Origin of the sequence: Oceanisphaera pacifica (assembly GCF_017498065.1) — a bacterium.
Classification (GTDB): Bacteria; Pseudomonadota; Gammaproteobacteria; order Enterobacterales; family Aeromonadaceae; genus Oceanimonas; species Oceanimonas pacifica.
Genome location: NZ_JAGDFX010000007.1, coordinates 1 through 24,615, shown reverse-complemented (window position 1 = coordinate 24,615; position 24,615 = coordinate 1). Strand labels below are relative to the sequence as shown.

Annotated in this window: 27 protein-coding genes, 1 tRNA gene and 1 other RNA gene; 11 read left to right on the top strand and 18 right to left on the bottom strand. The window is 46.1% G+C overall.

Going from position 1 to position 24,615, the window contains the following annotated elements; genetic code table 11:
• Positions 1-72: 72 nt before the first annotated feature.
• The 7 genes from J3U76_RS07105 to J3U76_RS07080 all read right to left on the bottom strand — a co-directional run bounded on the left by J3U76_RS07105 (position 73) and on the right by J3U76_RS07080 (position 5,344).
• Positions 73-405 (bottom strand): helix-turn-helix domain-containing protein, encoded by a 333-nt coding sequence (locus J3U76_RS07105; protein WP_208005271.1) that lies wholly within the window; start codon positions 403-405, stop codon positions 73-75.
• A gap of 84 nt (positions 406-489) precedes the next feature.
• On the bottom strand, positions 490-1,434 hold the full coding sequence (locus J3U76_RS07100) for a TniB family NTP-binding protein (RefSeq protein WP_208005269.1): 945 nt from the start codon (positions 1,432-1,434) through the stop codon (positions 490-492).
• Positions 1,435-1,504: 70 nt separating this feature from the next.
• Positions 1,505-3,379 (bottom strand): Mu transposase C-terminal domain-containing protein, encoded by a 1,875-nt coding sequence (locus tag J3U76_RS07095; protein WP_208005266.1) that lies wholly within the window; start codon positions 3,377-3,379, stop codon positions 1,505-1,507.
• On the bottom strand, positions 3,376-4,002 hold the full coding sequence (locus tag J3U76_RS07090) for a TnsA endonuclease N-terminal domain-containing protein (protein WP_208005264.1): 627 nt from the start codon (positions 4,000-4,002) through the stop codon (positions 3,376-3,378). Before J3U76_RS07090 ends, J3U76_RS07095 begins: the two co-directional genes overlap by 4 nt.
• A gap of 131 nt (positions 4,003-4,133) precedes the next feature.
• Positions 4,134-4,231: signal recognition particle sRNA small type (gene ffs / locus J3U76_RS07085), an RNA gene on the bottom strand.
• A 57-nt stretch (positions 4,232-4,288) separates the two neighbouring features.
• Positions 4,289-4,501, bottom strand: a complete 213-nt coding sequence (locus J3U76_RS14455) for a TrkA C-terminal domain-containing protein (protein WP_243454123.1) — start codon at positions 4,499-4,501, stop codon at positions 4,289-4,291.
• 12 nt (positions 4,502-4,513) lie between these two features.
• Positions 4,514-5,344, bottom strand: coding sequence for an SLC13 family permease (locus J3U76_RS07080; RefSeq protein WP_341534319.1), 831 nt, complete (start codon positions 5,342-5,344; stop codon positions 4,514-4,516).
• A 111-nt stretch (positions 5,345-5,455) separates the two neighbouring features.
• Between J3U76_RS07080 and cysD the strand changes: the two genes are divergently transcribed.
• The 3 genes from cysD to cysN all read left to right on the top strand — a co-directional run bounded on the left by cysD (position 5,456) and on the right by cysN (position 8,834).
• On the top strand, positions 5,456-6,355 hold the full coding sequence (cysD, locus tag J3U76_RS07075; RefSeq protein WP_208005262.1) for a sulfate adenylyltransferase subunit CysD: 900 nt from the start codon (positions 5,456-5,458) through the stop codon (positions 6,353-6,355).
• Between the two features lie 153 nt (positions 6,356-6,508).
• On the top strand, positions 6,509-6,880 hold the full coding sequence (locus J3U76_RS07070; RefSeq protein ID WP_208005259.1) for a four helix bundle protein: 372 nt from the start codon (positions 6,509-6,511) through the stop codon (positions 6,878-6,880).
• 31 nt (positions 6,881-6,911) lie between these two features.
• Complete coding sequence (cysN, locus tag J3U76_RS07065) at positions 6,912-8,834, top strand: sulfate adenylyltransferase subunit CysN (protein ID WP_341534318.1); 1,923 nt, start codon at positions 6,912-6,914, stop codon at positions 8,832-8,834.
• A 215-nt stretch (positions 8,835-9,049) separates the two neighbouring features.
• Here cysN and J3U76_RS07060 read toward each other — a convergent pair whose 3' ends face one another.
• The 4 genes from J3U76_RS07060 to prmB form a co-directional block, all read right to left on the bottom strand.
• A complete protein-coding gene (locus J3U76_RS07060) occupies positions 9,050-9,337 on the bottom strand; it encodes a YfcL family protein (RefSeq protein ID WP_208005258.1) in 288 nt (95 codons plus the stop codon).
• A gap of 102 nt (positions 9,338-9,439) precedes the next feature.
• The gene (locus J3U76_RS07055; protein ID WP_208005257.1) at positions 9,440-9,967 is read right to left on the bottom strand and encodes an elongation factor P hydroxylase; all 528 of its coding nucleotides are present in this window, start codon (positions 9,965-9,967) and stop codon (positions 9,440-9,442) included.
• Positions 9,968-10,108: 141 nt separating this feature from the next.
• The gene (gene aroC / locus J3U76_RS07050; protein ID WP_208005256.1) at positions 10,109-11,194 is read right to left on the bottom strand and encodes a chorismate synthase; all 1,086 of its coding nucleotides are present in this window, start codon (positions 11,192-11,194) and stop codon (positions 10,109-10,111) included.
• A gap of 21 nt (positions 11,195-11,215) precedes the next feature.
• Entirely contained in the window at positions 11,216-12,136 is a 921-nt protein-coding gene (prmB, locus tag J3U76_RS07045) for a 50S ribosomal protein L3 N(5)-glutamine methyltransferase (protein ID WP_208005253.1), read from the bottom strand.
• A 60-nt stretch (positions 12,137-12,196) separates the two neighbouring features.
• Between prmB and smrB the strand changes: the two genes are divergently transcribed.
• The gene (smrB, locus tag J3U76_RS07040) at positions 12,197-12,721 is read left to right on the top strand and encodes an endonuclease SmrB (RefSeq protein WP_208005249.1); all 525 of its coding nucleotides are present in this window, start codon (positions 12,197-12,199) and stop codon (positions 12,719-12,721) included.
• 82 nt (positions 12,722-12,803) lie between these two features.
• Here smrB and sixA read toward each other — a convergent pair whose 3' ends face one another.
• The gene (gene sixA, locus J3U76_RS07035; RefSeq protein WP_208005247.1) at positions 12,804-13,316 is read right to left on the bottom strand and encodes a phosphohistidine phosphatase SixA; all 513 of its coding nucleotides are present in this window, start codon (positions 13,314-13,316) and stop codon (positions 12,804-12,806) included.
• A 424-nt stretch (positions 13,317-13,740) separates the two neighbouring features.
• The gene (locus J3U76_RS14450; RefSeq protein ID WP_279382279.1) at positions 13,741-13,869 is read right to left on the bottom strand and encodes a TIGR02808 family protein; all 129 of its coding nucleotides are present in this window, start codon (positions 13,867-13,869) and stop codon (positions 13,741-13,743) included.
• 203 nt (positions 13,870-14,072) lie between these two features.
• Here J3U76_RS14450 and J3U76_RS14715 point away from each other — a divergent pair, with 203 nt between their 5' ends.
• On the top strand, positions 14,073-14,288 hold the full coding sequence (locus tag J3U76_RS14715) for a putative sulfate exporter family transporter (protein ID WP_208005245.1): 216 nt from the start codon (positions 14,073-14,075) through the stop codon (positions 14,286-14,288).
• Here the strand turns inward: J3U76_RS14715 and nfsA are convergent.
• Positions 14,259-14,996 carry an oxygen-insensitive NADPH nitroreductase gene (gene nfsA / locus J3U76_RS07020; RefSeq protein ID WP_208005244.1) on the bottom strand — a complete coding sequence of 246 codons (738 nt, stop codon included), beginning with the start codon at positions 14,994-14,996 and terminating at the stop codon, positions 14,259-14,261. The two genes, J3U76_RS14715 and nfsA, sit on opposite strands and share 30 nt — an antisense overlap.
• A 67-nt stretch (positions 14,997-15,063) precedes the next feature.
• Here nfsA and J3U76_RS07015 point away from each other — a divergent pair, with 67 nt between their 5' ends.
• Positions 15,064-15,747 carry a DUF2982 domain-containing protein gene (locus J3U76_RS07015; RefSeq protein WP_341534317.1) on the top strand — a complete coding sequence of 228 codons (684 nt, stop codon included), beginning with the start codon at positions 15,064-15,066 and terminating at the stop codon, positions 15,745-15,747.
• A gap of 164 nt (positions 15,748-15,911) precedes the next feature.
• Here J3U76_RS07015 and J3U76_RS07010 read toward each other — a convergent pair.
• Positions 15,912-15,999 (bottom strand) — tRNA-Ser (locus J3U76_RS07010).
• Positions 16,000-16,220: 221 nt separating this feature from the next.
• Here J3U76_RS07010 and rnt point away from each other — a divergent pair.
• Entirely contained in the window at positions 16,221-16,880 is a 660-nt protein-coding gene (gene rnt, locus J3U76_RS07005; RefSeq protein ID WP_208005242.1) for a ribonuclease T, read from the top strand.
• 319 nt (positions 16,881-17,199) lie between these two features.
• On the opposite strand, the gene J3U76_RS07000 is transcribed toward rnt, so the two are convergent.
• Together J3U76_RS07000 and modF are read right to left on the bottom strand one after the other, a co-directional pair.
• The gene (locus J3U76_RS07000) at positions 17,200-17,856 is read right to left on the bottom strand and encodes a cupin domain-containing protein (RefSeq protein ID WP_208005240.1); all 657 of its coding nucleotides are present in this window, start codon (positions 17,854-17,856) and stop codon (positions 17,200-17,202) included.
• Positions 17,857-17,910: 54 nt separating this feature from the next.
• A complete protein-coding gene (modF, locus tag J3U76_RS06995; protein ID WP_208005238.1) occupies positions 17,911-19,392 on the bottom strand; it encodes a molybdate ABC transporter ATP-binding protein ModF in 1,482 nt (493 codons plus the stop codon).
• A gap of 131 nt (positions 19,393-19,523) precedes the next feature.
• Between modF and J3U76_RS06990 the strand changes: the two genes are divergently transcribed.
• The gene (locus J3U76_RS06990) at positions 19,524-19,769 is read left to right on the top strand and encodes a TIGR02647 family protein (RefSeq protein ID WP_208005235.1); all 246 of its coding nucleotides are present in this window, start codon (positions 19,524-19,526) and stop codon (positions 19,767-19,769) included.
• A 189-nt stretch (positions 19,770-19,958) separates the two neighbouring features.
• Here the strand turns inward: J3U76_RS06990 and J3U76_RS06985 are convergent, their stop codons facing one another.
• Complete coding sequence (locus J3U76_RS06985; RefSeq protein WP_208005233.1) at positions 19,959-20,570, bottom strand: peroxiredoxin C; 612 nt, start codon at positions 20,568-20,570, stop codon at positions 19,959-19,961.
• Positions 20,571-20,863: 293 nt separating this feature from the next.
• Here J3U76_RS06985 and J3U76_RS06980 point away from each other — a divergent pair, with 293 nt between their 5' ends.
• The 3 genes from J3U76_RS06980 (at position 20,864) to aguA (ending at position 24,415) form a co-directional block, all read left to right on the top strand.
• Positions 20,864-22,186: a Na+/H+ antiporter family protein gene (locus J3U76_RS06980; RefSeq protein ID WP_208005231.1), complete on the top strand. Its 1,323-nt coding sequence runs from the start codon at positions 20,864-20,866 to the stop codon at positions 22,184-22,186.
• Between the two features lie 262 nt (positions 22,187-22,448).
• Positions 22,449-23,339, top strand: coding sequence for an N-carbamoylputrescine amidase (aguB, locus tag J3U76_RS06975; protein ID WP_243454122.1), 891 nt, complete (start codon positions 22,449-22,451; stop codon positions 23,337-23,339).
• The gene (gene aguA / locus J3U76_RS06970; RefSeq protein ID WP_208005229.1) at positions 23,339-24,415 is read left to right on the top strand and encodes an agmatine deiminase; all 1,077 of its coding nucleotides are present in this window, start codon (positions 23,339-23,341) and stop codon (positions 24,413-24,415) included. Before aguB ends, aguA begins: the two co-directional genes overlap by 1 nt.
• Positions 24,416-24,615: the final 200 nt, after the last annotated feature.

Sequence of the window (24,615 nt, the reverse complement as noted above, 5' to 3'; positions counted from 1 at the left end):
GCTAAATATGAAATTGCAAATTCAATTGGATAAGTTTGATGTGAGTCTATCGACAAAGAGAAGCTTGAGCAATTAGCCAGAGCAGTTACCGCTAGGTAGCAAATTGTTATCATCAGAAAGAAGTTTTAATAACTTTTCTTGCTCTGCTCGCGGTTTCTTAGCAATAGCACAGAGTAGCTCAGCCAAAAGGTCATCTTCACAGTAGAAATAAGCTACAGGAACATCTAGCACTTTAGCCAATCGTTGCATAGTTTGGTAGTCGGGGGAATGCTTACCTTTTTCATACTGATTCATCCGAGCACTCGCTGTATTTTCATCCATGCCAAGGTGAACACCCAGCTGACGTTGTGTCAGCTGATTTTTTAGACGTGCTGCCTTAAGCCGCTTTGGGAGTGTTGAATACATAAGCTATCCCGTTTAGATAGATAGCTAAGATTCTCTTAGTATAGCCAAGATAAGTGTACTAAGGATTCCTTAGCTTAAGAAGTGCTAAGATTTTTTAATCAACATAGAAATTGGTACTCGCTCCCCAAATTGGGTCGGGATCAATGCATCTTCAGCATAAGAGGCGCCACTGTTATAACGGGAATAGTGTTTTACCTCTCTCGCTTGCAGTTCTTCTAACTTCTGCAAAAACGGGTTCACCTTGGTGGGTTCAAACAACGAGAAAGATTTACTAAGATGTTCGCTCGTCAGCGTCTGAGCATCAGCCAATAGCGCCTGTTTAACTGCTTCATCAAGCAAGTGCTTCAGAGTGCGCAAGCAACCGCCACAAGCAGAAAAAAGTGCAAAGACTGTATGCTGTTTTTCTAGCTTTGGAAGCTCTGTAAAAGGCATTTTTTTAGCGAGCCCCATTAGAAAGCGGATAAAGTTTTCTGGGTCTTCTGAGAGTTTGAAGTAAGGGAGTAGTCTTCGAGTCATTAACCGCGATGCCCACTGTGGATCTTCTGTAATTTTTTCAGCCCAAGGCATGCCGACCAAAACGATAGGAACTCGTGCTTTTTCACTGATCAGCTTAAGGCGATTAGCTATCTCACTACGCTTCTCACCACTTTTGAATTCTACCAACTCCTGAAATTCATCAATAATAATAAGTTCTGTTTTACAACGAACCAAGCACTTAATTAAGGCTTCAGTGAGGCTAAGATCAGAGCTTCTTCCCTTACGATAGATACTACTAGCTTGACCGAGATCTTTAAGCAGCTCGATGATAGTGGCACTCAGTGTAGGTTTGCTAGGAATACGGCTGATAAGTAAAGGCCGATACGGATATCCGCCACACATCTCCTCTACCCCTGAAAACTGCCGCTGATAGTTTTTAACTAGCAGTGACTTACCACAACCCGTGTCGCCTGTGATCAACATACATTGCTGCTCACCTCCCAAACGATGGTTGTAACGTAACCTATTAAAATCATCATAAATTTCACTCACTATGGGCTGCTCGACGAAACAACATACAAAGCGACGTAGCCGACTTTCCTGTTCCGGTGATAAGATTCGTTCAGTAACCATCAAACTCTGAGACATAATCATCCCACTCATCTATTTGGTTGATTAAATTATCTTTTTCACTCTTCGGCTTTGACAGTTCTCTAGGTAGGGGTTGCTCAATCACAGTGCCTTTTTCTCCACTGCCTACTTGTTGGTGCTTAGCCAATCGCGACATGCTTGACTGCGACTTTCTTTTTGTACCTATACTCTTTAACTCTGCCACTTCTTGTTTAATGCGTTCATGTAGCTTCATTCTAACTCTAGCCAAACTGTCTAAGTCCAATGCACTATCAATAAAGCTTTTATGCAAACGGCAGTTAATGAAGTGTTGTTGGAGACTTAACTCATGTGTGTAACCAACGCGGTCTACACAGGGGACTTGAAGGTACTTTTTTAGTTTATCTAAAAATACATAGATGGATGAAATATCATCAGGATTGATTTTAATCAGAACCTTTGGCGATTGCTTTTCATACGCATAGTTTTTACGATATGAAGATAGCTCTTCAGAGTCGTAGCGCAAATTGTAAATATGAATGCCACCACGTCTAAGTTGTCGCTGACTAGCTAAACCAATGATAACTTCTAACTTACAGAGATCTTCATCAGCAACCTGAGCCGGAGGTAAATACTCATAGCCTTTCTTCCAAGATAATGCAGGGATATAGCGCTTTCTCGAATCAGCATTCTGATGGTATAGGTCAATAACCCACTGATGAAAATGCTCAACAAAAGTTGAAAAGTGCATAATGGCGTCTTTATTAGGATGATATTCTTCCTTTTTAAGAAGATTAGAAAACGTCTTACCTGGTATATTGGTCAATAGACTACTGTTAATACTGCCAAATAGTCGCTCTATCATCGGCTTTAGCCACGGTTTTCGTACTGGATTGTATTGCACATTAATACCTAGCTCTAGACATACTAACTCCAAGCTTTGGCTCCAAAACTCAGCTCCATTATCCACAACTAGCGTTTCTGGCTTACCGCTACATAGCCAGTCATTCTCGATAGCCGGATATTTTTTATGAACATAAGCCTTTGGTTTAATAGCGTTAAGCAAAGCTTTTCGTACTGAATTAAAGCTCGGCCCCTCAAACCCGATATAAAATCCAGTAATACAATGACTGTAGCTATCTATAAGAACAGTAAGGCATGGTCTTCCTAATGGGATATCAAGTTCGTCATCAAGCAGGATCAGGTCGAGTGGAGTGTGGTCAATTTCCACTCGCTCAAGTACGCGTTTAGGAGGTATATGAGTGCCAATCATATTAAACTTTGTGTCGGCGATAAATTTTCCATGACGAGCTACCGTAACATCATAAGCCGGTAACATTTTGATTCGATTATAGAACCCACTATAAGATAACGCCTTTATTGGCCTTTCAATCAGCTCTTGGTTGGCTATTCGTATAGAATCCGCGTAAAAACGATAAACAGCAGCAACTGAAGGCCTCTCTTGTACCAAAAAGCGTTTAAGCGCTTGCTCATAAAATTTTTCTGCCCTGCTATCACTTTTTGTTATCCGATTGCCTTTATTACCATACTTAGGGATCAGTGAAGAAAGCGCAAACTCAGAGTTGGAGTATTTTGTTCGCCATCTTACTAGAGTCCTCCAGTTTGGAGGCTCAATGCCTAGCTCTATTGAGGCCTGATCTAATAAAGGTTCCAGACGCGCTTGCGTCCAACCACCGTCCAGCCGCTTTTCAACCCATGTCAAATAAGCCAGCCGCCTATTAACTTCAGCTTGTACTTCCGCAGGGTAGCTTGCTAAATCTCTAGAGACCTTTACAGGCTCAAGTGGCTGATTATCAGTAACAGATATGGCTTCATCGAGAGGATATTCATCATAGAAGAACCCCTGAGTCAAATTAACCCCTTTCATATAGCCTCCCACACTTCAGAGTCAAGGCAGAAACTCTGTTCAAGTAGGTTGGTAGCAAGTCTGTTTGTAGCAATTAGCGATAGTGTAGTACTTAGTAGCTCACCCTCTTTTATTCCCGTTGATCGTGCTAAATTCAGCAGAGAAGTCATACCATGCCTTTCAACAAATTCGAGTATACGAAGGTGTACCTCAGTGATTGATTGAAAACCTGAGTAACGGTGTAGCAGTTTCAGATTGTTTAAAATCGGATAAACACGAATTTGACGTTCAGTTACCAATAGCAAGGTAATCCCTGCATCACGTGCAGCATACTGCTTAGCTTGAAAACGTGTACGAAAATCTTCTTTTAGTACTTTAGATAGGGGTTTGACTTCAATAAACTGTTCTCCATCTTTTTGATGATGAACTTTAAAGTCAGGGGTGTACGGGCAACGCTTACCCTCAAAGCTGTAGTAAAAGCCTTCTGGCTGAGCTTCAAAGGAGGTTATTTCTGGGGAGTACTCAAGATGGAAGCAGGTATCAAACTCAAGAGCCGATTCAACCGTAAGGACAGATTGAGTCTTACCGCTTGCGAAGCGAAAGAGATTTTTTACTGGAGAATGTTTTAATCTGCGCCGATACATAAAACCACCTTTTTGTAGTTTTGTTACTACAAAGGTAGACTATGTCAGCTTATGGTGCAATTTATGTCAGGTATTACTAAAGATTTGTCAGCTTATGGTGTAAGCAACAAGATTTTGAGATTGGAGGTGACCACCGCCAGCCGCATCCCGGCACTCGAAGATTCCTGCTTTGGCTGCTCCCTTCCGGGCCTGACCTAGTAAACAAGATTCCGATGCGAGAGGACCAACGGGGCCACCATCGAAGAAACGCCAGTGTAGCAAAGATAATAATGAATGCAATCTCTGGTTAACTGTTTGGCTGTTTATTAATCGACTTGACTGCTCTGTTCCTAAAACGGGGAGGTTTGCCTCGGCGAATACCTACTACACCGGCATTAAACAAGCTTCTAAAGTCTACTTCGCGCAAAGTGCGTTTAGGCAGTTCAGACTCGTGACTGATCACCACCTCAACTAAATTAGACGCTAATAGGCGATCGGCCTGATCGCCAAATAATTGCAACCCAGAAAAGCGCTACAGTGTTTGTACCTTTTCTACTTCGCCGGTAAAAACCAAGACATCCCCCTGCTCTAGCACTTCGTCAGGAGAAACAGGGCTAAGCAATCGATCATGGCGGACAATTTCCAGTAAGAATAAGCCATTTAAATTACGTAATTGATTCTCTTCTCTGCTCTGGCCTATGAGTGGTGAATGAGCCATAACTTGCGCTTCTAGAAAATACGATTGCGCGGCATCTTTATCTAATGCCTGATGCCTAGGCAGCCAGCGCGTGCTAAATAACAAGGCTCCCATGCAGATTAACGCAACCGGCAAGCCCACTAACGTGAATGAAAACATGCCCAATGGCGTTAATCCAGCATTGATCACAAACGAATTGATCACTAAATTAGTTGAGGTGCCCACCAAGGTAGTAATGCCGCCTAAAATTGACGCATAAGATAGTGGAATAAGCAGACGTGAGGCGGGTATGTGCCGCTGGCGCGCCATGACACCTAACAAAGAGCCCACTACGGCGGTGTTATTTAAAAAAGCCGATAAAAATGACGTTACCCCCATTAACTGTAAGCTGGCCATCGACTCTCGCCCTTTTAGTAAAGTATTAGATAGATGATCTAACAAGGGGGAGCGCTCTAGCACCAGCGAGACCAGCATCAGTACAATTAAGGTTACAAGGGCAGAATTAGAAAAACTACTCAGCAAGGCTTGCTGCCCTGTTACCCTCAATAACACCAAGCCTACGGCCCAACTGGTGAATAGCACTGCTGCAGACACACGGCCTTGGATCAGCAATGCTAACAAAGCTCTATGGATGCTAATACCCAATATGCTGTCATATATAACCACTCGCTCTTTAGCAGGACTATCATTGCACGCATATATCAAATAAACTGGATATATATATTATTTAGAACATTTAGCTATTAGAGTAGTCTATAATTGAGAGTGATATCACTAATGAACTTGACACACCTGCAACGGCTTGAAGCCGAAAGTATCCACATTATGCGCGAAGTAGTAGCAGAGGCCGATAACCCGGTCATGCTCTACTCTATTGGTAAAGACAGTGCCGTAATGCTGCACTTGGCCATGAAAGCCTTTTATCCCTCTCTGCCACCGTTTCCGCTATTGCATGTAGATACTCGCTTTAAGTTTCGCGAGATGTATACCTTTCGTGATCAAATGGTAGAAAAGCTAGGCCTTAAGTTACTGGTACACACTAACCCAGACGCCATTGAACAAGACATTAGTCCCTTCACTCATGGCTCAGCGATTCATACCGATGTGACTAAAACCGAAGGTTTAAAGCAAGCGCTAGATAAATATGGTTTTGATGCCGCCTTTGGTGGTGCACGCCGCGATGAAGAAAAATCCCGTGCTAAAGAGCGTATTTTTTCGTTTCGTACCGAGCAACATCGTTGGGATCCTAAAAACCAGCGCCCAGAGCTGTGGAAGCTGTATAACGCCCGTAAGCACAAAGGCGAGTCAATGCGCGTCTTTCCGCTTTCTAACTGGACCGAGCTTGATATTTGGCAGTATATCCACCTAGAGAATATTCCAATTGTGCCTTTGTACTTAGCAGCACCTCGCCCAGTGGTTGAGCGTGATGGCACCTTAATTATGGTGGATGACGAGCGTTTGCCATTGGATGAAGGTGAAGTGCCGATGATGAAAAATGTGCGCTTTAGAACCCTAGGCTGCTACCCGCTCACCGGGGCGGTGGAGTCAGAAGCCACCACGCTGCCAGAGATTATTCAAGAAATGCTGCTCACCAAAACCTCTGAGCGCCAAGGTCGCATGATCGACCACGACTCAGCGGCGTCTATGGAGAAAAAGAAACAGGAAGGTTACTTCTGACGCTTCGCGTCAGAAGTAACCTTCAGCTTTAAGCTGTCAGCTATCAGCTTTCAGTTAAAACAGGAAAAAACAGCTGTCAGTTAAAACCAGAAAAACAGTTATCACGAAGTGAGCAGCTATGCTTGAAGTTTAAGCGTACAAAGTGGTGGCAATATGAACTTTGAAAAACTTCAAGTGTGGCAGCGTTCCATTAAGCTCTCTGCAGCCTTATATAAGCACTTTCAAGAGCTGAGAGACTTTAGCTTTCGTGACCAAGTTACTCGCTCTGGATTGTCTATTCCTAGCAATATTGCTGAGGGCATGACACGACGAACTGACAAAGACAAAGTGCATTTTCTTGTTATCTCTAGGAGTTCATGCGCCGAGCTGCGGACACAAATTTATATCGGTATGGAAATTGATTATATCGATGCCGAGCTAGGCCAGCAGTGGCTAGCAGAGACAAGAGAAATATCCAAGATGATCAGCGGGTTGATCACATCAATAAATCAAACGCCGCCAGCTAACTGTTTATCTGACAGCTGATAGCTGACGGCTTATAGCTTTAAAGAGAACAATGATGAACGAAACGACGTTACTTGAAACGAATATTGAAGAATATTTAAAGGCTCATGAACAAAAGAGTTTGTTGCGCTTTATTACTTGCGGCAGTGTGGATGACGGCAAAAGTACCCTGATTGGTCGTTTGTTGTTTGAATCTAAAATGCTGTTTGAAGATCAGCTAGCGGCCATGGAAGCCGACTCGCAAAAATGGGGCACCCAAGGTGAAGACATGGACTTCGCCTTATTGGTGGACGGCTTAGCGGCTGAGCGCGAGCAAGGCATTACCATTGATGTGGCCTATCGCTTTTTTGCCACCGAAAAACGTAAGTTTATTGTCGCCGACACCCCAGGTCACGAGCAATACACCCGTAACATGGTGACCGGTGCGTCTACTGCCGATGCAGCTATTTTAATGGTCGATGCCCGTAAAGGCATTTTGACCCAAACTCGTCGTCACAGTTATTTAATGTCGTTACTGGGCATTCGTAATATTGTGGTGGCCATTAATAAAATGGATTTGGTGGACTACTCACAAGCACGCTTTGACGACATAGTGGCAGAGTACGGGCAGTTTGCTGAGCAGCTTGGTTTAACCAATGTGACTTATCTGCCGCTATCGGCGTTTAAAGGCGACAATATTGTCACTAAAAGTGCCAATACTCCTTGGTTTTCTGCGCCTCAGTATGCAGGCACGACCTTGATGGAGTTTTTAGAAACCGTCGAAATTAATGATGCCCATATGCAAAGCGCGCCCTTTAGATTACCGGTGCAGTGGGTTAACCGCCCTAACCTGGATTTTCGGGGCTTTTCGGGCACCATTACCAGCGGCGTAGTAAAATCAGGGGATCGCATTCGCGTACAACCATCAGGTAAAGAAAGTGAAGTGGCACGCATTGTGACCTACGATGGCGATTTAGCGCAGGCCATTGCCGGCCAGTCGGTGACCTTAACACTAAAAGACGAAATTGATATTTCGCGGGGCGATGTGATCTCTATTGCACAGGCTCCGGCAGAAACTGCCGATCAGTTTGAAAGCACGCTGGTGTGGATGAATGAAGCCGCCCTGCTGCCCGGTCGCCCTTACTTACTAAAAGTAGGTACGCAAACCGTCACCGCCAGCATTACCGATATTAAATATCAGGTTAACGTTAACACCCTAGAGCACACCGCAGCTAAGCAGCTGGAGCTGAACGGTATTGGGGTGTGTAATTTAAGCCTAGACCGCGCCATTGCCTTTGATGATTATAAAACCAACAAAGACACCGGTGGCTTTATTTTAATTGACCGCTTAAGCAACACCACAGTGGCCGCAGGCATGCTGCACTTTGCGCTGCGTCGCAGTCAGAATATTCACTATCAACACGTAGATGTTAACAAGCAAGCCCGCGCACTAACCAAAGGCCAAACCCCAAGCGTGTTATGGTTTACCGGTTTATCCGGTGCGGGCAAATCAACCATTGCCAACTTGGTTGAGAAGAAACTGCACGCTTTAGGCAATCACACCTATTTGTTAGATGGCGATAACGTCCGCCATGGCTTAAATAAAGACTTGGGTTTTACCGATGCCGACCGCGTAGAAAACATTCGTCGTGTGGGTGAAGTGTCTAAGTTAATGGTGGATGCCGGTTTAATTGTGCTCACCGCCTTTATTTCGCCGTTTAAAGCCGAGCGCCGTATGGCTCGTGAGCAATTAGCTGACGGGGAGTTTATAGAGGTATTTGTTGATACGCCTCTCGCCATTGCCGAAGAGCGTGATGTAAAAGGCTTATATAAGAAAGCCCGCAGCGGAGAGTTGAAAAACTTTACCGGTATCGACTCAGCCTACGAAACTCCAGAAGCGCCCGAAATTCATTTGGACGCCGCTAACCTCAGTGCCGATGAGGCCGCAGAGTTAGTAATAACTGAATTGCGCAAGCGTGGCATTATCTTAAGTTAAGTTGGTAAGAAACAAGATCGCATAAAAGGAGCCGCAAGGCTCCTTTTTATATGTATAACCAACGACTTCTACTATCAAAAGACAAACATGTCACACAGCTTCTATAAGAGGAGTTACCAGGTCGCTGTACTTCTCGCAATAATGATTAGAGACCGGAAATTCACACTCAAGCCGTGACGCCCCGTGACTATTACTCGCTTCCAGTCCCCTTTCTCTTAGGCACGGGTTTGTTCTACTTTGGCAACCAGCTCGGTCCAAAATGATTCCACCAAGGTTTGATCTTCGCTATTGAGCTCGCCGTTTAAAATAGCTTGATTTAGGCTGTTGTTAACCCGTGCTTTTACATCGCGTACATGGGTGCGCCCCTCTATTTCACATTGCGCTACCGACAAGGTGATATGCCCGCGCAAATAGCCACCGGCAAAGAGTTGGTCGTCGGTTGCACTCGCAATATTACTGTCAATATCGGTGAGTAAGCGTCGTTCAAATTCAAAAATATCCATGATTACGCCTCAAATTCTGGGTTGATTACCCGTCATATGTTGTATTTGCGCCACAGTTTACAGTAATTATTTTTTAAAAACTGCAGATACAAACCTTTCTAATTATTCCTCAAAGCTTGCAGCCGTTAACGGCCCTTGGCCATAATGCTGTTGTAGTGCTTGCATGAGTGTTTGGGTACGGGTATTAAACCCTTGAGCGACATAGCGTAGTGCTTGCGCTTTTACCAAGGCTTTAAACTGATGACGGTCGGGTTCGACTGTGCCATTCAAATTGTCGCAACTGACATTAAAATGAAAACCGCAGCATAGTGACAATGCCCATTCAATAGCTTGAGGTTTAACTTCTACCGTTTCAAATTCGTGCTGCTGGGCACTGTCTCGGCCATCTGGGCAATACCAGTAGCCATAGTCTTCTTGCAAGCGGCGTGCCTCTCCGGCAATCAGCCAGTGGGCAATTTCATGCAAGCCGCTGGCAAAGTAACCATGAGCAAACACAATGCGATGGTAGTCACAGTGAGGATCAGCCGGCAAGTAAATGGGCTCATCTTCGCCACGCACCAAACGTGTGTTATGGCTTTGGGCAAAACAGTGGTTAAACACCGTTATCAGATCAGAATAGCAAAATGACATTACACGGCCTTTAATATTAGGGGAAGAGCAGCTGGAAGCTGGAAGTAAAAGAGCTCACCGAAGAAGCCACAACTGGCGGTTGCGGCCTCTACAAACTAGATAGTTAGTTTTGCTTAACTTCCCGCTCCCACTGAGCCTTACTTAGCGCAGTTTAGGGGTTTGGGTAAACACCTCGGCGTTTTGGCCGCGATTTAGCATTAAATGATCAAGCAACACAATGGCCAACATGGCCTCGGCAATGGGCACCGCACGAATACCCACACACGGGTCGTGACGACCACGGGTCACCAACTCTGCCGGCTCGCCTTCGGTGTCTATGGTTTGGCCTGGCACGGTAATGCTAGAGGTGGGCTTAAGTGCAATGCTGGCCACTATGTCTTGGCCGCTAGATATGCCGCCTAAAATACCGCCGGCATGGTTGCTGGCAAAGCCATTTGGTTGCATTTCGTCACGGTGCTCGGAGCCTTTTTGCTCGACTACATCGAAGCCGTCGCCAATTTCTACGCCTTTTACTGCGTTAATGCCCATTAGCGCGTGGGCAATATCGGCATCGAGGCGATCAAACACTGGCTCACCTAACCCAACCGGTACACCTTGGGCGACCACTTGAATTTTGGCACCAATGGAGTTGCCTTCTTTTTTCAAGTCGCGCATATATTGATCAAGATCGTCTAGCTTATTGGCATCGGCAAAAAAGAACGGATTAGTTTCAATCAAGCTCTTATCGAAGGCCTCAGCTTTAATGGGGCCCAGTTGCGTAAGATGCGCAAAAATAGACACGCCGTATTTGGCCAAGGCTTTTTTAGCAATGGCCCCCGCCGCCACGCGCATGGCAGTTTCGCGGGCAGAAGAGCGGCCACCACCACGGTAATCACGAATACCGTATTTTTGATGGTAGGTATAATCAGCATGCCCTGGACGAAACAAGTCTTTGATATTGGAGTAATCTTTTGAGCGTTGATCGGTATTTTCAATCAACAACCCAATAGAGGTACCTGTGGTTTTACCTTCAAATACACCACTTAATATTTTAACCACATCGCCTTCTCGACGCTGGGTAGTAAAACGCGAGGTACCAGGTTTGCGACGGTCAAGATCGTGTTGCAAATCTGCTTCGCACAGCTCAATACCTGGCGGCACGCCATCTACCACGGCACCTAGAGCAATGCCGTGGCTTTCGCCAAAGGTTGAAACACGAAAAAGGGTGCCAATACTGTTCCCTGCCATAAGTAGGTTCCTTTTTAATAATTAAAACTGTTGCTGAAATGGCGCTAAGTCGCCACGGCTGATCACACAAACACCATGGCCGCCATGCTCAAAATCAATCCAAGTTAGGGGTAAGTCTGGATACGCCTCTTGCATATGAATTTGGCTATTACCCACTTCCAACACTAACAGCCCGTCGTCAGATAAAAAGTCACAAGCCTCTGCCAGTAAGCGGCGCGTAAAGTCTAGCCCATCAAAGCCGGATGCTAATGCCAGTTCAGGCTCGTGCTGAAACTCTTCAGGCAAGTCGCTCATGTCTTCTTCATCTACATAGGGCGGATTAACCACGATAAGATCATATTTATCACCGCTTGGCAGTGCCGAGAATATGTCAGATTCAATCGGGGTAACTTGCTGCTCTAACCCGTGGTTATGAATGTTTATTTCTGCCACATCCAGTGCATCACGAGAGATATCGAGCGCATCTACTTCTGCATCAGGAAAACAATGTGCAAGTGCAATGGCAATACAGGCTGAACCTGTGCACAAGTCCATGATACGCTTAGGCTCTAGTGCTAGCCAAGGGGCAAAGCGCGCGTCAATTAACTCGGCGATGGGTGAGCGCGGAATAAGCACACGTTCATCTACATAAAACTCATAACCGGCAAACCAAGCGGTATGGGTAATATAGGGTGTAGGAATACGCTGCTCTACTCGCAGTTTAAGCGCATCAAATAATAATGCGCGCTCGTGAGTAAGCAAACGGGCATTTTGTATTTGCGGCGGACACCCTTGTGGTAGGTGCAGCAAGGGCAAGATTAATTGCACGGCTTCGTCCCATGCGTTATCGGTGCCGTGGCCATAAAACAGGCCAGCTTGTTGAAAGTGACTCACGGAATAACGCAGCCAGTCGCCTATTGTGTGCAGCTCTATGAGTGCTTCTTCATTAAAAAGCGTGTCCAAAACCCCTCCGCCTCGTTAAGATGGCTATTTTGATAATCAAATATTACGGAAAATACACTCATGACCCCCACCTCCTTCTCAGAAGATGATGATCACGCGCTCTTTAAAGCAGCGGTGCAGGGTGTCCGCAAAATAAAGCAGGATACCATAAGTCCGCCCCGTTCGCCGCTCAAGGTGAAAACGCGGCTGCAAATGGTACGCAAAGATAGGGCCGAAGCGCACCCTTTTTCTGATGTTTATGAACCTTATTTAGATCAAGAAGGGCCCACTCGCTATCGTGAGCCCCATACTTCTGCCTATGAGCTAAAAAAGTTACGCCGCGGTGATTACCCCCCTGAGTTTTTTTTAGACTTACACGGCCTAACGCAAGAGCAAGCGAAAGAAGAAATCTCTGCTTTATTATTGGCCGCTAAGCGCCAGCATGTACAGTGTGTGTCTATTATGCATGGCCACGGTAAAAATATTTTAAAGAAAAAATTACCCATGTGGCTAGTACAGCACCCACAAGTGCTGGCTTTTCATCAGGCTACGCGCGGTTGGGGCGGCGACGCCGCTTTGTTAGTGCTGTTAAAAATTGAACCTTAATCAGAGTTCGGACAGCCCCAACAAAAACACCGAGCATAAGCTCGGTGTGATTGGTATCTGCTATGTTGGCCTAGATAAGCAGTTAGCGTAGCGTTTTTAATTCCGGAACACGAGGCGGATAATGGTTTTGAATATTATGCGGCCCTTCTAACCAATCAAACACCCCTGCCCCCCCTTGGCCAAAGGACACTTTAGCCACACCTGAGGTGACAAAAATCGGCGCCATAATCGCAGGGCACAAGCTTTCAACCAGCAAGCCCACCATGGGCATGTGACTGATTACCAACACATGGCATTCGGGGGCTAAGTCACCGTAGGCTAATAGCACGCTGGCCGCTATATCGGCATCGGCGTCTGGCGTTAGCTCAGGGCAGTTTTCTACCACTGTGGCAGAAATATATTGCGATACCTGCTGCCACGTTTGGCTAGCACGTAGATACGGGCTAACTAGCACATAATCAAACTTAGAAACTTGGGCGGCTAGCCACTGCGCCATTAGGCACACTTCACTTTTACCTTGGTCGGTTAACGGGCGCAAAGCATCGGTAGATACTTTAGGCGCCGCTTGCCCATGACGCATGATAAAGATATTCATCTCCACCTCACTTTAGGCGAACCTGCCATTTTCAACGGCGGGCATCATACCCCTGCATGGCGTTGCGCTCAAGATTAAGCTTTGCTCATCAAACAATGTTTACCAGCATCTAAGTCACTTTTTCTTGTGCGCAAGCTAGATTGTCTCTTGTTATTGTATAACACAAAACAAGCCGAGAAGTATCACAGGCGCCTACCTTATTGCTCAAGCGCATAATAAAAGACGTGTGCCATTACACTGATTTCGTGAGGTACTCGATAACGAGCAAAAAAAACTGGCCATTAAGACCAGTCAAACTCATATAAACCAAAGAAGTAAAGTGATGTTAGGTGACATCCATTAGCAATAACTGACATGGCTAATGTTCACTTAGCATACGCCGGTGTAATAATAAGAAGCTTGATCTCAGTCAATAAAACTCCCCTCAACGGCGTCGCTTTCCTATCCATATTAGTAGTAAGCAAGCGCCAATCGACACCCCGATAAAGCCGAATAAAAAAAGTAACGGCATCGCAGAGTAATCCCACACTTGCCACAATAAGGTTTCTAACATGCCCATAAATAGACCGCCGAGTACACAAAGAGTTAACCGTTAAATGGCTTTAATTTCTTAACTATTGAGTCAGATTAACATAATTGTCTGCTGCGTGTTAAACCTTGTTCCTAAGCTAACTAATGGCCACTGGCAGCCAGGCTTGGACTTTTGTAAGAAAAGGCGGCTGGGCCTGTGGTGCGCGCCAAGCCACAACACACTAAGTGGCGGTTGGCACTGTGGTTATTTTTGGCACCATGCTATGTTTGTATGCTCGCTTTTATCCCTTATTAGAGATGAGCAAGGCTGCCATGGGCATTTATACGGGTGCCACCATACATGAGGTGGCACGTGGTGGCCGCAGGCGAAGCCATGGGAGTCGATGTGGCACAAACCGCTGCAAATACCGGTTAGCGGATGCAAAAGCCTTGCTGCTGTAAAAATTCCAGCATAAAAGGACGCGCTTCTTTCGCTAAGGTGTCGCCTATTTGGCCCGTCCAACTCATTTCTTTTTTACCCCCAGTACGGGTGCGATAATAATGACGCACTTGCTCATCGTATGCTTGCATGTGTGCTTCATCAAACTTGGCAGGATAGTGATTTTCACACAAGACTAAGTTTGCAGGTAAACGCGGCTTAGGCTCTGGGTCTTGAGCTGGATGGCCCATACAAAGTCCAAATAACGGGATCACCCCTTTAGGCAACTGTAATAAATCACTCAAGGCATGAGGCTGATTACGCACAGCACCTATAAATACCCCACCTAAGCCTAAAGACTCAGCGGCAGTTAAGGCATTTTGCCCCATAAGCGCGGTATCAATGGCGCCAATTAATAACTGTTCGGCAAAACCGGTTTTTGCCTCGGGCACCCATTGTAAGTGACGGTGAAAATCGGCACAAAATACCCAAAACTCAGCCGCACTGCCTACATACGCCTGATTGCCACACAAGGCCATCACCTGCTCTCTTAATTCAGCAGAGCTAATGCGGATCACTGTGGATGCTTGTAAAAAACTAGAGCTAGGAGCGGCTTGAGCCGAGGCCAAAATAGCACTGCGCTGGTCATCGGTCAGGGCTTGCTCGGTAAACTTACGAATCGATCTGTGGTGGCGCATTACGCTAATAGCGGAAGATGTAGCGGTAGACATGATTACCTCTTGCTGTGTCTATGTGTATGATTACTGTAATGGAACTCGCTGTTAAATGGGAGACACAGTGCAAGAAACTCAACACATAGCCCCCATGTCGCGCCATAACGGCTTAGCACTCATGCTGGCAGGCTTAATATTGATGCCACTAATACTGCTTATTGGCTATTGGTTAGACGGCCGTGCTCAGCTTGTGGTGATATTTTTGTTTTTAGCCTGCATGGTGATGGCGATATTAGGTGCGCTTAAACTACATGAACCGCGTTATAGTTTCTCGCTCAGTCACGAACATTTGCACTTCCATCACAAAATAGGCGGCTGGAGCCTGCATTGGAGCAATATATTTCGCATTGGGCAGCCAAACTTAACCCGCGGTATCGATCAGGTTGAGCTGCCTTATGTGGGCATTAAAGTTCGTGATATTGATGAAATTCTCTCTTTTATGACGCCCCGCTTAGCGGTGCATATATTAACTGAGCAGCGGCCTTTGTTAGCCTTAGCAAGGCGTTATGGTGTGATTGAGCGCCATCAATTTCATGACTGGTTAATAGAAGATGATCACTATCGCTCAGAAAATGGCCAGCATTACTCTGGCGCTATTGCGATGCTCGGTCATCGTATGTGTCACATGAGACAGCTATATGGTTACGACTTACTAATACATGAGTCCTCGTTAGACCGAGAAACCAGCGAGTTTGTACAGCTGCTACGCAATTATTCTATGAAAGCCCAAGCCGCCAAAGTGCCCTAGATGTCAATAACGCCAGTCACGGAATACTCAGCCACAAAAATAGCGAGCAAATATGAAAAGAGTTTATGGATAAGAGCTTAGGCTGGTATTAAGAAGGTTTATGAAAAAGTGGAATTTCAGACACAAAAAAGCCCTGCTAGCTAACAGGGCTTTTTTGATAAATATGGCGGTGAGGGAGGGATTCGAACCCTCGATACGTTTCCGTATACACGCTTTCCAGGCGTGCGCCTTCAGCCACTCGGCCACCTCACCACATTGTTTGCTTACAAGCTATTGCTTGTTCAGCGGGGCGTATAGTAGGCAAGCGAGACTAAAGGTGCAATGTTTTTTTTAATAAACAGCGCCGCTTGCACATAATTGCATCACTTTGTAGTTTTTGTCGCTAATAAACCACTGTTTCGGCGAGATAGGCGACGATGTGCTGTGAGTCTGGCATAATAGCGACCCAGTTTTTCAGGCTAATTAGGACAACAATGACGGAATCAGCAGCTTTAACTCAGCTTAACGAACGCTTTCGGGGTTATTATCCGGTGGTGATCGACGTAGAAACTGGCGGCTTTAATGCCAAAACCGATGCGTTGCTAGAAATTGCCGCGATTACGCTCAAAATGGATAGCAATGGTTGGCTGGTGCCTGATCAGACGTTTCATTTTCATGTTGAGCCGTTTGAAGGGGCAAACCTTGAGCCCGCCGCCCTCGCCTTTACCGGTATTGATCCCCACAGCGCCTTGCGCGGTGCCGTTACCGAGCGCGAAGCCTTGGATCATATTTTTAAGGGCATTCGCAAAGGTTTAAAAGCCAACAAATGCCAACGCGCCATTATGGTGGCGCACAATGCGGCCTTTGATCATGGTTTTGTTATGGCGGCAGCTGAACGCGCAGAGCTTAAGCGTAATCCTTTTCACCCTTTTGCTACCTTTGACACCGCAAGTCTTGCCGGCCTTGCTCTTGGGCAAACAGTATTGGCTAAGGCCTGTAAAGCAGCGGGCATGAAATTTGATGGCAAAGAAGCGCACAGTGCTTTGTATGATACGCAAAAGACCGCTGAGCTGTTTTGTTTGATTGTAAACCGTTGGAAAAAGCTGGGCGGTTGGCCACTGGGCCCTATCGAAACAGATCAAGCTGTTTCTTAGTCACAAGTTTGTAAAATGTCATAGTGTATGGAATAGCCAGCAGGCTTGCCTTCTCCAACTCGCTTGGTTTGATGACACTCATCGTTTCTGCCTACTGCGAACATTCACTGGACGTTCGGTCAGGCAGAAACAATTCGTCACGGCGAGACAAGCTCGCCCCATCGGCGCTCGTCAAATGCCGTCCCTGGCATTTGACGGTTGGCTACGGCAATGCCTCCTGTCTATTCTTCATATTTCGGTGTCGACTGTTTGTAGTAACGGGCAGCTTAGGTGCTAATGGAAAAAACGGCCCGACAGCAGATGTCGGGCCGTTTTATTATTAAGATATGTCAGCTAAATGACCGCTTCTTACCCATAACTGAGTATGAGGTGCGAGCTGTAAGTGAGGTCTATTGCTGGGAGCAAAACGCAACCAACTTAACCGTGGGTACGTCTTATCACCCTCGGTCACGCTGCCTGCTAGTACCAGTATTTCTAACCCATTTTTGTAGCCATCAACCGGCAATACACCCGCTTGTGTAAAATGCAGCACACAAGTGTGCACACCGTCAAAGCTATGCAAAGGCAAGCACTGGTAGCCTTGCAGGCTCCGTTGCCACTGTGATGACTCAGGCAACACCTTAACCCATTGGTTGTCTTGGGCTGAAAACTGATTCAGCTTTACAAAAATCATACAGCCATCGCGAGTAAAGGAGCGATGGCGGCTGCCCGGTGGGTTGCGCACATAACTGCCTGCGGGGTAGTCACCACTTTCATCTGAAAAAGTCCCCTCTAATACCCAAAACTCTTCCCCTAATGGGTGAAGATGCTCAGGAAAGTAAGAGTTGGCATCAAAGCGCACTAAACTTGTGACATGGCCACTTTCCGCTTGTTCACGCTCTAATGGATAACGCCACACGCCGTTGGCGGGTGAAGCTTGCCAGTTATCAGCTTGATTATGGATGGCAATAGATTGGTTAAAGTTCATATTTAACATGGGCGATGATCCAACAAATGATAAAAGTGGCGCTGCTTGCGTTTTATTAGCCTATTAAGCTGATGCTAATGTAATATCTGTTATCTGGTAGTGATAGCCATGCTCTGCTGGCACAAAAACTAAACGGTGACTAATACAAGTTGGCGCGTCTTGCTCATGGTGAGAAACAAATAATAACTGAGTGCCCCCTTCTGCCACTAATAAATCGATCCAGCGCTTCACCCAATAGCGATTAAAGCTGTCTAGCCCTTGCAGTGGCTCATCGAGGATCAAAATAGGCGGATGCTTTACCATGGCACGAGCAATCAGTAATAAGCGCTGTTGCCCATAGGATAAGTGTCGAAATGGCTCATTGGCGAGATGGCTCATGCCAAGTAAGGTTAGCCACTGATCTGCCAATGCCAGTTGGGTGCTGCCGGGTTGCTGATACACACCAATAGAGTCAAAAAAGCCGGATAAAATCACCGCTTTGGGCGTAGAAGTCACGCGGTAGTCTTGCTGCATACTGCTGCTAACATAACCAATGTGCTGTTTTATATCCCAAATACTTTCGCCACTGCCACGTTTGTGGCCAAATAGCACAAGGTGGTTGCTGTATCCTTGAGGGTGATCACCGGTGACTAAACTGAGTAAGGTTGATTTGCCTGCCCCATTAGGCCCCACGATTTGCCAGTGTTCGCCTGGGTTTACCTGCCAGTTTAAGCCATCAAGAATACGCTTATCGCCATAGCTCACTTGCATATCACGCATTACAATACGCGGTGTGTCGTTATCTAATGTACGACGTTTGGCATCAGGATCGGCAGGCGGCAGCGCTTGTGTTGCCGCTTCCACAGCAGATAAATGACTCAGCTGCGCCAGCTCTGCAGAGGCTTCAATGTCGCAACGCAAGCCCGCCATATTTAATTCACACTCGGTTAAAACGCCTAGGTGATCACTAAAGTCGGGCAGCTCTTCTAACCGATTTAAAATAAGCACTAAAGTTTGCCCCGCAGCAACCCGCTCTTGTAAAAGTTGCGTTAAATCGGCATGGGCATCCACATCTAAGCCGTCGAAGGGCTCGTCTAAGATGAGTAAGTCGGGGTCTTGTAATAAAGCACGGCACAGTAACACTTTGCGAGTTTCGCCAGTGGACAAATAACGAAAAGCACGGTCAAGCAATGCACTAATGCCAAAGCGCTCGGCTAATGCCTCAAGCTCGGTGTTATTGATAGGCTGCTCTTGTATGATTTCACGAGCAGTGTGGCCATGATCAACATGGTCTTGTAAGTCACTGTCATCTTGTTCGCGCTCACGATCGGCCAGTGTCTGTAATTGCTCAAACGACACCCACTCTATGCGCTGAAAGCGATTGTCTACGTCACCCTTTATTGTCGGCAGCTCGTTGGCTAACACGCGGGCCAGTGAGGTTTTGCCACTGCCATTGGCGCCGACAAAGCTCCAGCACTGCCCCACTTGAAGTTCAAGTTGTTGAATGCTTAAGTGATCTTGCTCACTAATGGCAAACTGGGCGTCATGGATAAAAATGGCAGTCATAGCAGTAAACATCCTTTTAAATGGGCAAATATGTATTTTTAATGATAAAAGTATTAATTGTGATCCAACACGCAACCACCATAGTAAGAACAGGCTAACGTGAAGTGGTTATTTTAATTGAGGATTCTTATATGCGCTATCATCCAGACTTACTCAACGAATTAAACTTTTTATTGCATTTCAATTTAGATACCACACAACAAGGCATTAAAGTTCATCAAGACGCTGATGCAAGCCTAATTGCAGCGGCTAAATCACTACATAGTAAAGGCCTGATCACGTTAGAAGATGGCGGTTACTTAACCGACATTGGTCGCGAAGCCAGTGAGCACGCCCAAGCTCTACTCACCTTACTGCGCGAGCCAGAAACCGCATAACTCTGTGAGTTAGCTGTCAGCCTTACGCTATAAGCGGTCAGCTATGAATAAAGCGGTGTTTACCTCAATTCCCATGCTGCGGCGTGGGATTTTTTTGGCCGTTTTGTCGATCTCATATTTTTTGACTCACCCAAAACAAAAATGCCGACAGATGCCGGCATTTTTTAATTTAGGGAAGCGATAAGCGAATTAACGCTTAACGTCACCTACGTTTTCGGTCAGATACTTAGCAACGCCTTCGGCTGATGCTTCCATACCTTTTTTACCTTTTTCCCACTGTGCAGGGCATACTTCACCGTGCTCTTCGTGGAACTGAAGTGCGTCAACCATACGCAGCATTTCGTCGATGTTACGACCTAAAGGCAGATCGTTCACTACTTGGTGGCGAACTTGGCCGTTGGCATCAATTAAGAAAGAACCACGGAAAGCAACACCGGCTTCTGGATGCTCAACGTCGTATGCTTGACAAATTTCGTGTTTAATATCAGCAACCAGTGGGTATTTAACCTGGCCAATACCGCCGTTATCAACACTGGTGTTGCGCCATGCATTGTGGCTAAACTGAGAATCGATGGACACGCCGATCACTTCTACGCCGCGCTCTTGAAAGTCAGCAAAGCGATCGTCAAATGCGATCAACTCAGAAGGACATACAAAAGTAAAGTCCAGCGGATAGAAAAACAGCACAGCTGCTTTACCTTTGGTGAACTCTTTTAGGTTGAAGTTTTCAACGATTTCGCCATTGCCCAGTACAGCTGCAGCGGTAAAGTCAGGGGCCTGACGGCCTACCAATACGCTCATGTCTATCTCCTTGGTGATTACACTATATAGGTTTACAAGAAACCATACGCTCATTTACTAGTATATGGGCGAGCAAGCTGAAACCCAAGGGGAGCCAAGTGCAATCTTTGCTTATCTGCTTAAAATACCAGCAAAGATGGCATTACTTGTGCTAATACGCTTATTATTGCGTTGGGTAAGCTCACAAATAAGATAACCTAGTTAATATTGGCAAAAAAGCTCGACATTCAGCGCTAAACTCGCAAAATACTCACTTTCATCCCTATAAAATCACAAAACCGTAAGGATACACAATGAATCCTGTTGTTATTGCCGTCTGCTTGATGCTGGTGCTGAGTTTACTGCGCATTAACGTTGTTATTGCCATTACACTGAGCGCCATTGTAGGTGGCATGGTAGGAGGCCTATCACTGACAGATGCCGCCAACACTTTTGCTGGTGGCTTGGGGGGCGGTGCAACCATTGCCCTTAGTTATGCCATGCTAGGCGCCTTTGCGGTGGCTATTGCCCGCTCTGGCATTACCGACTTATTGGCTTTTAATATTATTAAAGCCTTGGGCAAAAACGCCAGCGCTGGCCGCATGCTGTGGATTAAGACGTTATTATTGGTCAGCATTCTATTGGTTGCGGTTTCATCGCAAAACTTAGTGCCGGTTCATATCGCCTTTATTCCTATTTTAATTCCGCCGCTGCTGCATGTAATGGCCTCTCTTAAGCTCGACCGCCGTGCCGTTGCCTGCTTATTAACCTTTGGTCTAACAGCTACTTATATGATGTTACCCGTCGGCTTTGGCGGTATTTTCCTGCATACCGTATTACTGGCCAATATGGTTGAAAATGGCGTAGAGGTCACTCGCTCTATGCTACCCATAGCCATGGGCATACCCGTATTTGGCATGTTTTTAGGCCTACTGGTTGCGTTATTTTTTACCTATCGCAAGCCTCGCCTTTATGACGAAAGTAAAATTGTGGCCGTAGAGCCCGAGCACATACAAATTAATGTGCCGCATTTGCTGATCGCCATGGTGGCTATTTTATGCGCCTTAAGTCTGCAGCTATATAGTAACTCAATTGTATTGGGTGCCATGGTGGGCTTTATGATTTTCACCTTTGGTGGTGTCATTAAGTTTAAAGAAAGCCAAGATGCCTTTACCCAAGGGGTAAAAATGATGTCTATGATTGGCTTTATTATGATTGCCGCTGCAGGTTTTGCCGCTGTGATTAAAGCCACTGATGGCATTGGTACCTTGGTGCAAGCGGTTGAATTAAGCATGGGCGACAATAAGCCTTTGGCGGCGTTAGTAATGCTGGTGGTGGGTTTATTGATTACCATGGGTATTGGCTCGTCATTTTCGACTATTCCCATTATTGCCCCTATTTATGCCCCATTATGCTTAGCGCTAGGCTTTTCACCGCTAGCGGCCTTGGCCATTATTGGCACAGCGGGTGCCCTAGGTGATGCCGGCTCGCCCGCATCAGACTCAACCCTGGGCCCTACCTCTGGCTTAAATGCTGATGGTCAGCACGACCATATTTGGGACTCAGTGGTACCGACCTTTATTCACTATAATATTCCGCTTATCGGTTTTGGCTGGTTAGCCGCCATGGTGCTTTAACTCCATCGGAGAGCCCTACTTTTACACAAAAAATAAATAGCCGCCTCCCACTTTGGGTTGGTGGTTTTTTTTGGCATAAATCGCAATATCTAATTGCGTGATTTTACGCTTAGAGGCAAACTGCGCTCTCTATTTTTGAGTTGCTAGAATACGAACGGCTTGGCTCGTGGGTAACATGGTTTTGTCTACTAAAGACTCACATCATCATGCCTTTCAAGTTCCTTTACGACTCACAATCACTTATTACGTTGAGGAATTGAACATGACCATGGTTAGTGTCGCCGCCACTCAAATGGCGTGCAGCTGGAATAGAGATGAAAATATTCAACGCGCAGAAAAGCTGGTGCGTGATGCCGCCGCCCAAGGCGCGCAAATTATCTTGATCCAAGAGCTATTTGAAACACCCTATTTTTGTATCGATCAAAGCCCTGAGCATTTTTCGTTAGCCCAAGAAGCTCATAACAGCTCCTTGATTCACCATTTTCAAGCACTTGCCAAAGCGCTTGCTGTGGTACTCCCCATTAGTTTTTTTGAGCGTGCAGGAAATGCTTTTTATAACTCGCTGGCAGTGATTGATGCCGATGGCAGCGTATTGGATATATATCGTAAAACGCACATTCCAAACGGCCCAGGCTATCAAGAAAAACAATTTTTTACGCCCGGAGACACCGGCTTTAAAGTATGGCAAACACGTTATGCCAAAATTGGTGTGGCCATTTGTTGGGATCAATGGTTCCCAGAAACGGCACGCAGTTTGGCATTAATGGGAGCTGAGCTGATGTTTTTTCCTACCGCGATTGGTAGTGAGCCCCAAGATGCGAGTATTAACAGTCAACCACATTGGACGCGAACCCAACAAGGACACGCTGCCGCCAACTTGGTGCCGGTGATTGCGTCTAATCGTATTGGTGTCGAAAAAAGCAAATATATAGACGGGCTAGAAACTACTTTTTATGGGAGTTCATTTATTACTGATGAGTTTGGCGAGCTCGTACAGCAACTCGATAAAACCACGGAGGGCGTATTAGTGCACCGCTTTAACTTAGCCAGCATTGCTAAAAACCGTGCCAGTTGGGGGCTATTTCGTGATCGTCGGCCAGGTATGTATTCCACTCTACAAACCTCAGATGGCCAACATAAGGGAAGCCGCTGATGAACGCGCTTAATGAGTTTTATATGCCTGGTGAATGGGCACCACAAGAAGCCGTGTGGATGATTTGGCCTCACCGTCCCGATAATTGGCGTGAATTAGGTCAGCCAGCACAACGCACCTTTGCCCATATTGCTGAGACCATTGCTGTGGCCACCCCTGTCTATATGGCGGTGCCGAAACAAGATATGGCGCTGGCTAACGCCATTATGCCGCCCTCAGTAAATTTGGTTGCCATTGACAGTGACGATGCTTGGGCACGGGATACCGGCCCAACTATTATTATCAATAACAAAGGCGAGCAGGCTGGTATTAGTTGGATCTTTAATGCTTGGGGCGGACACGAAGAAGGTTTGTATTACTCATGGGAAAAAGATCAAGCCATGGCCGGTGCCATACTGAAGCATCACCACTTGCCCATGTTTAAGGCGCCAATTGTGTTAGAAGGCGGGTCTATTCATGTGGACGGTGAAGGCACATTATTAACCACAACCGAGTGCTTACTTAACAAAAACCGCAACCCTGATTATACCCAACAAGAGATAGAGCAGCAGCTTAAAGACTATTTAGGTGTTACCCACTTTATTTGGCTGCCGCTGGGCGTGTACTTAGATGAAACCGATGGCCACATTGATAACATGGCCTGTTTTGCGCGCCCAGGCGAGGTGATATTACATTGGACTGACGATAAAGAAGATCCACAATATGCGCGCTCTCAGGCCGCTTATCAGGTGTTACGCCAAGCCCGTGATGCAAAAGGCCGCCAGCTTAAAATTTGGAAGTTACCTCAGCCTAATCCCTTGTATATTAGCCAACAAGAAGCCGCCGGTATTAGGCCTGGTTCAAGCATTCCGCGCCGAGCCGGTGATCGTATGGCGGCTTCTTACGTTAATTTTTTGATAACTAACAATCGGCTTATTTTTCCGTTGCTTGACCCGCACACCGACGATCAGGCACAACAGATATTAGAAACCATATTTCCAGAGTTAGAGGTAGTTGGCGTTGCCACCCGCGAAGTTTTGTTGGGGGGCGGCAATATTCACTGTATTACTCAGCAAATACCTGCAATACAGCCGTAAGCGGTAGGCTATTATACCAATCTAAGTAAAGATATGGTCTAATTGTTCCCACCCAGCCTTACTTGATGATTACTCTATGGATGACTTCAAAAATACGGACTTCACAGCGCTTGCTCGTAAGCAAAAGTCTATACAAATGAAGATGCGTTTACTGGCACTGGCGCATTTTCAAGATGGAAAGTCTCGCACTCAAATTGCGC

Bases quoted from the DNA above. Each gene is read 5' to 3' on its own strand.
- J3U76_RS07090 (WP_208005264.1), bottom strand. From the start codon at position 4,002: ATGTATCGGCGCAGATTAAAACATTCTCCAGTAAAAAATCTCTTTCGC.
- J3U76_RS07070 (WP_208005259.1), top strand. From the start codon at position 6,509: ATGAACTTTGAAAAACTTCAAGTGTGGCAGCGTTCCATTAAGCTCTCT.
- aguA (WP_208005229.1), top strand. From the start codon at position 23,339: ATGAACGCGCTTAATGAGTTTTATATGCCTGGTGAATGGGCACCACAA.
- nfsA (WP_208005244.1), bottom strand. From the start codon at position 14,996: ATGTCTACCGCTACATCTTCCGCTATTAGCGTAATGCGCCACCACAGA.
- J3U76_RS07000 (WP_208005240.1), bottom strand. From the start codon at position 17,856: ATGTTAAATATGAACTTTAACCAATCTATTGCCATCCATAATCAAGCT.
- cysN (WP_341534318.1), top strand. From the start codon at position 6,912: ATGATGAACGAAACGACGTTACTTGAAACGAATATTGAAGAATATTTA.
- J3U76_RS07105 (WP_208005271.1), bottom strand. From the start codon at position 405: ATGTATTCAACACTCCCAAAGCGGCTTAAGGCAGCACGTCTAAAAAAT.
- J3U76_RS14450 (WP_279382279.1), bottom strand. From the start codon at position 13,869: ATGTTAGAAACCTTATTGTGGCAAGTGTGGGATTACTCTGCGATGCCG.
- J3U76_RS06990 (WP_208005235.1), top strand. From the start codon at position 19,524: ATGCGCTATCATCCAGACTTACTCAACGAATTAAACTTTTTATTGCAT.
- J3U76_RS07095 (WP_208005266.1), bottom strand. From the start codon at position 3,379: ATGAAAGGGGTTAATTTGACTCAGGGGTTCTTCTATGATGAATATCCT.
- aroC (WP_208005256.1), bottom strand. From the start codon at position 11,194: ATGGCAGGGAACAGTATTGGCACCCTTTTTCGTGTTTCAACCTTTGGC.
- J3U76_RS07055 (WP_208005257.1), bottom strand. From the start codon at position 9,967: ATGTCATTTTGCTATTCTGATCTGATAACGGTGTTTAACCACTGTTTT.
- smrB (WP_208005249.1), top strand. From the start codon at position 12,197: ATGACCCCCACCTCCTTCTCAGAAGATGATGATCACGCGCTCTTTAAA.
- J3U76_RS06980 (WP_208005231.1), top strand. From the start codon at position 20,864: ATGAATCCTGTTGTTATTGCCGTCTGCTTGATGCTGGTGCTGAGTTTA.
- cysD (WP_208005262.1), top strand. From the start codon at position 5,456: ATGAACTTGACACACCTGCAACGGCTTGAAGCCGAAAGTATCCACATT.
- sixA (WP_208005247.1), bottom strand. From the start codon at position 13,316: ATGAATATCTTTATCATGCGTCATGGGCAAGCGGCGCCTAAAGTATCT.
- rnt (WP_208005242.1), top strand. From the start codon at position 16,221: ATGACGGAATCAGCAGCTTTAACTCAGCTTAACGAACGCTTTCGGGGT.
- J3U76_RS07060 (WP_208005258.1), bottom strand. From the start codon at position 9,337: ATGGATATTTTTGAATTTGAACGACGCTTACTCACCGATATTGACAGT.
- aguB (WP_243454122.1), top strand. From the start codon at position 22,449: ATGACCATGGTTAGTGTCGCCGCCACTCAAATGGCGTGCAGCTGGAAT.
- modF (WP_208005238.1), bottom strand. From the start codon at position 19,392: ATGACTGCCATTTTTATCCATGACGCCCAGTTTGCCATTAGTGAGCAA.
- J3U76_RS06985 (WP_208005233.1), bottom strand. From the start codon at position 20,570: ATGAGCGTATTGGTAGGCCGTCAGGCCCCTGACTTTACCGCTGCAGCT.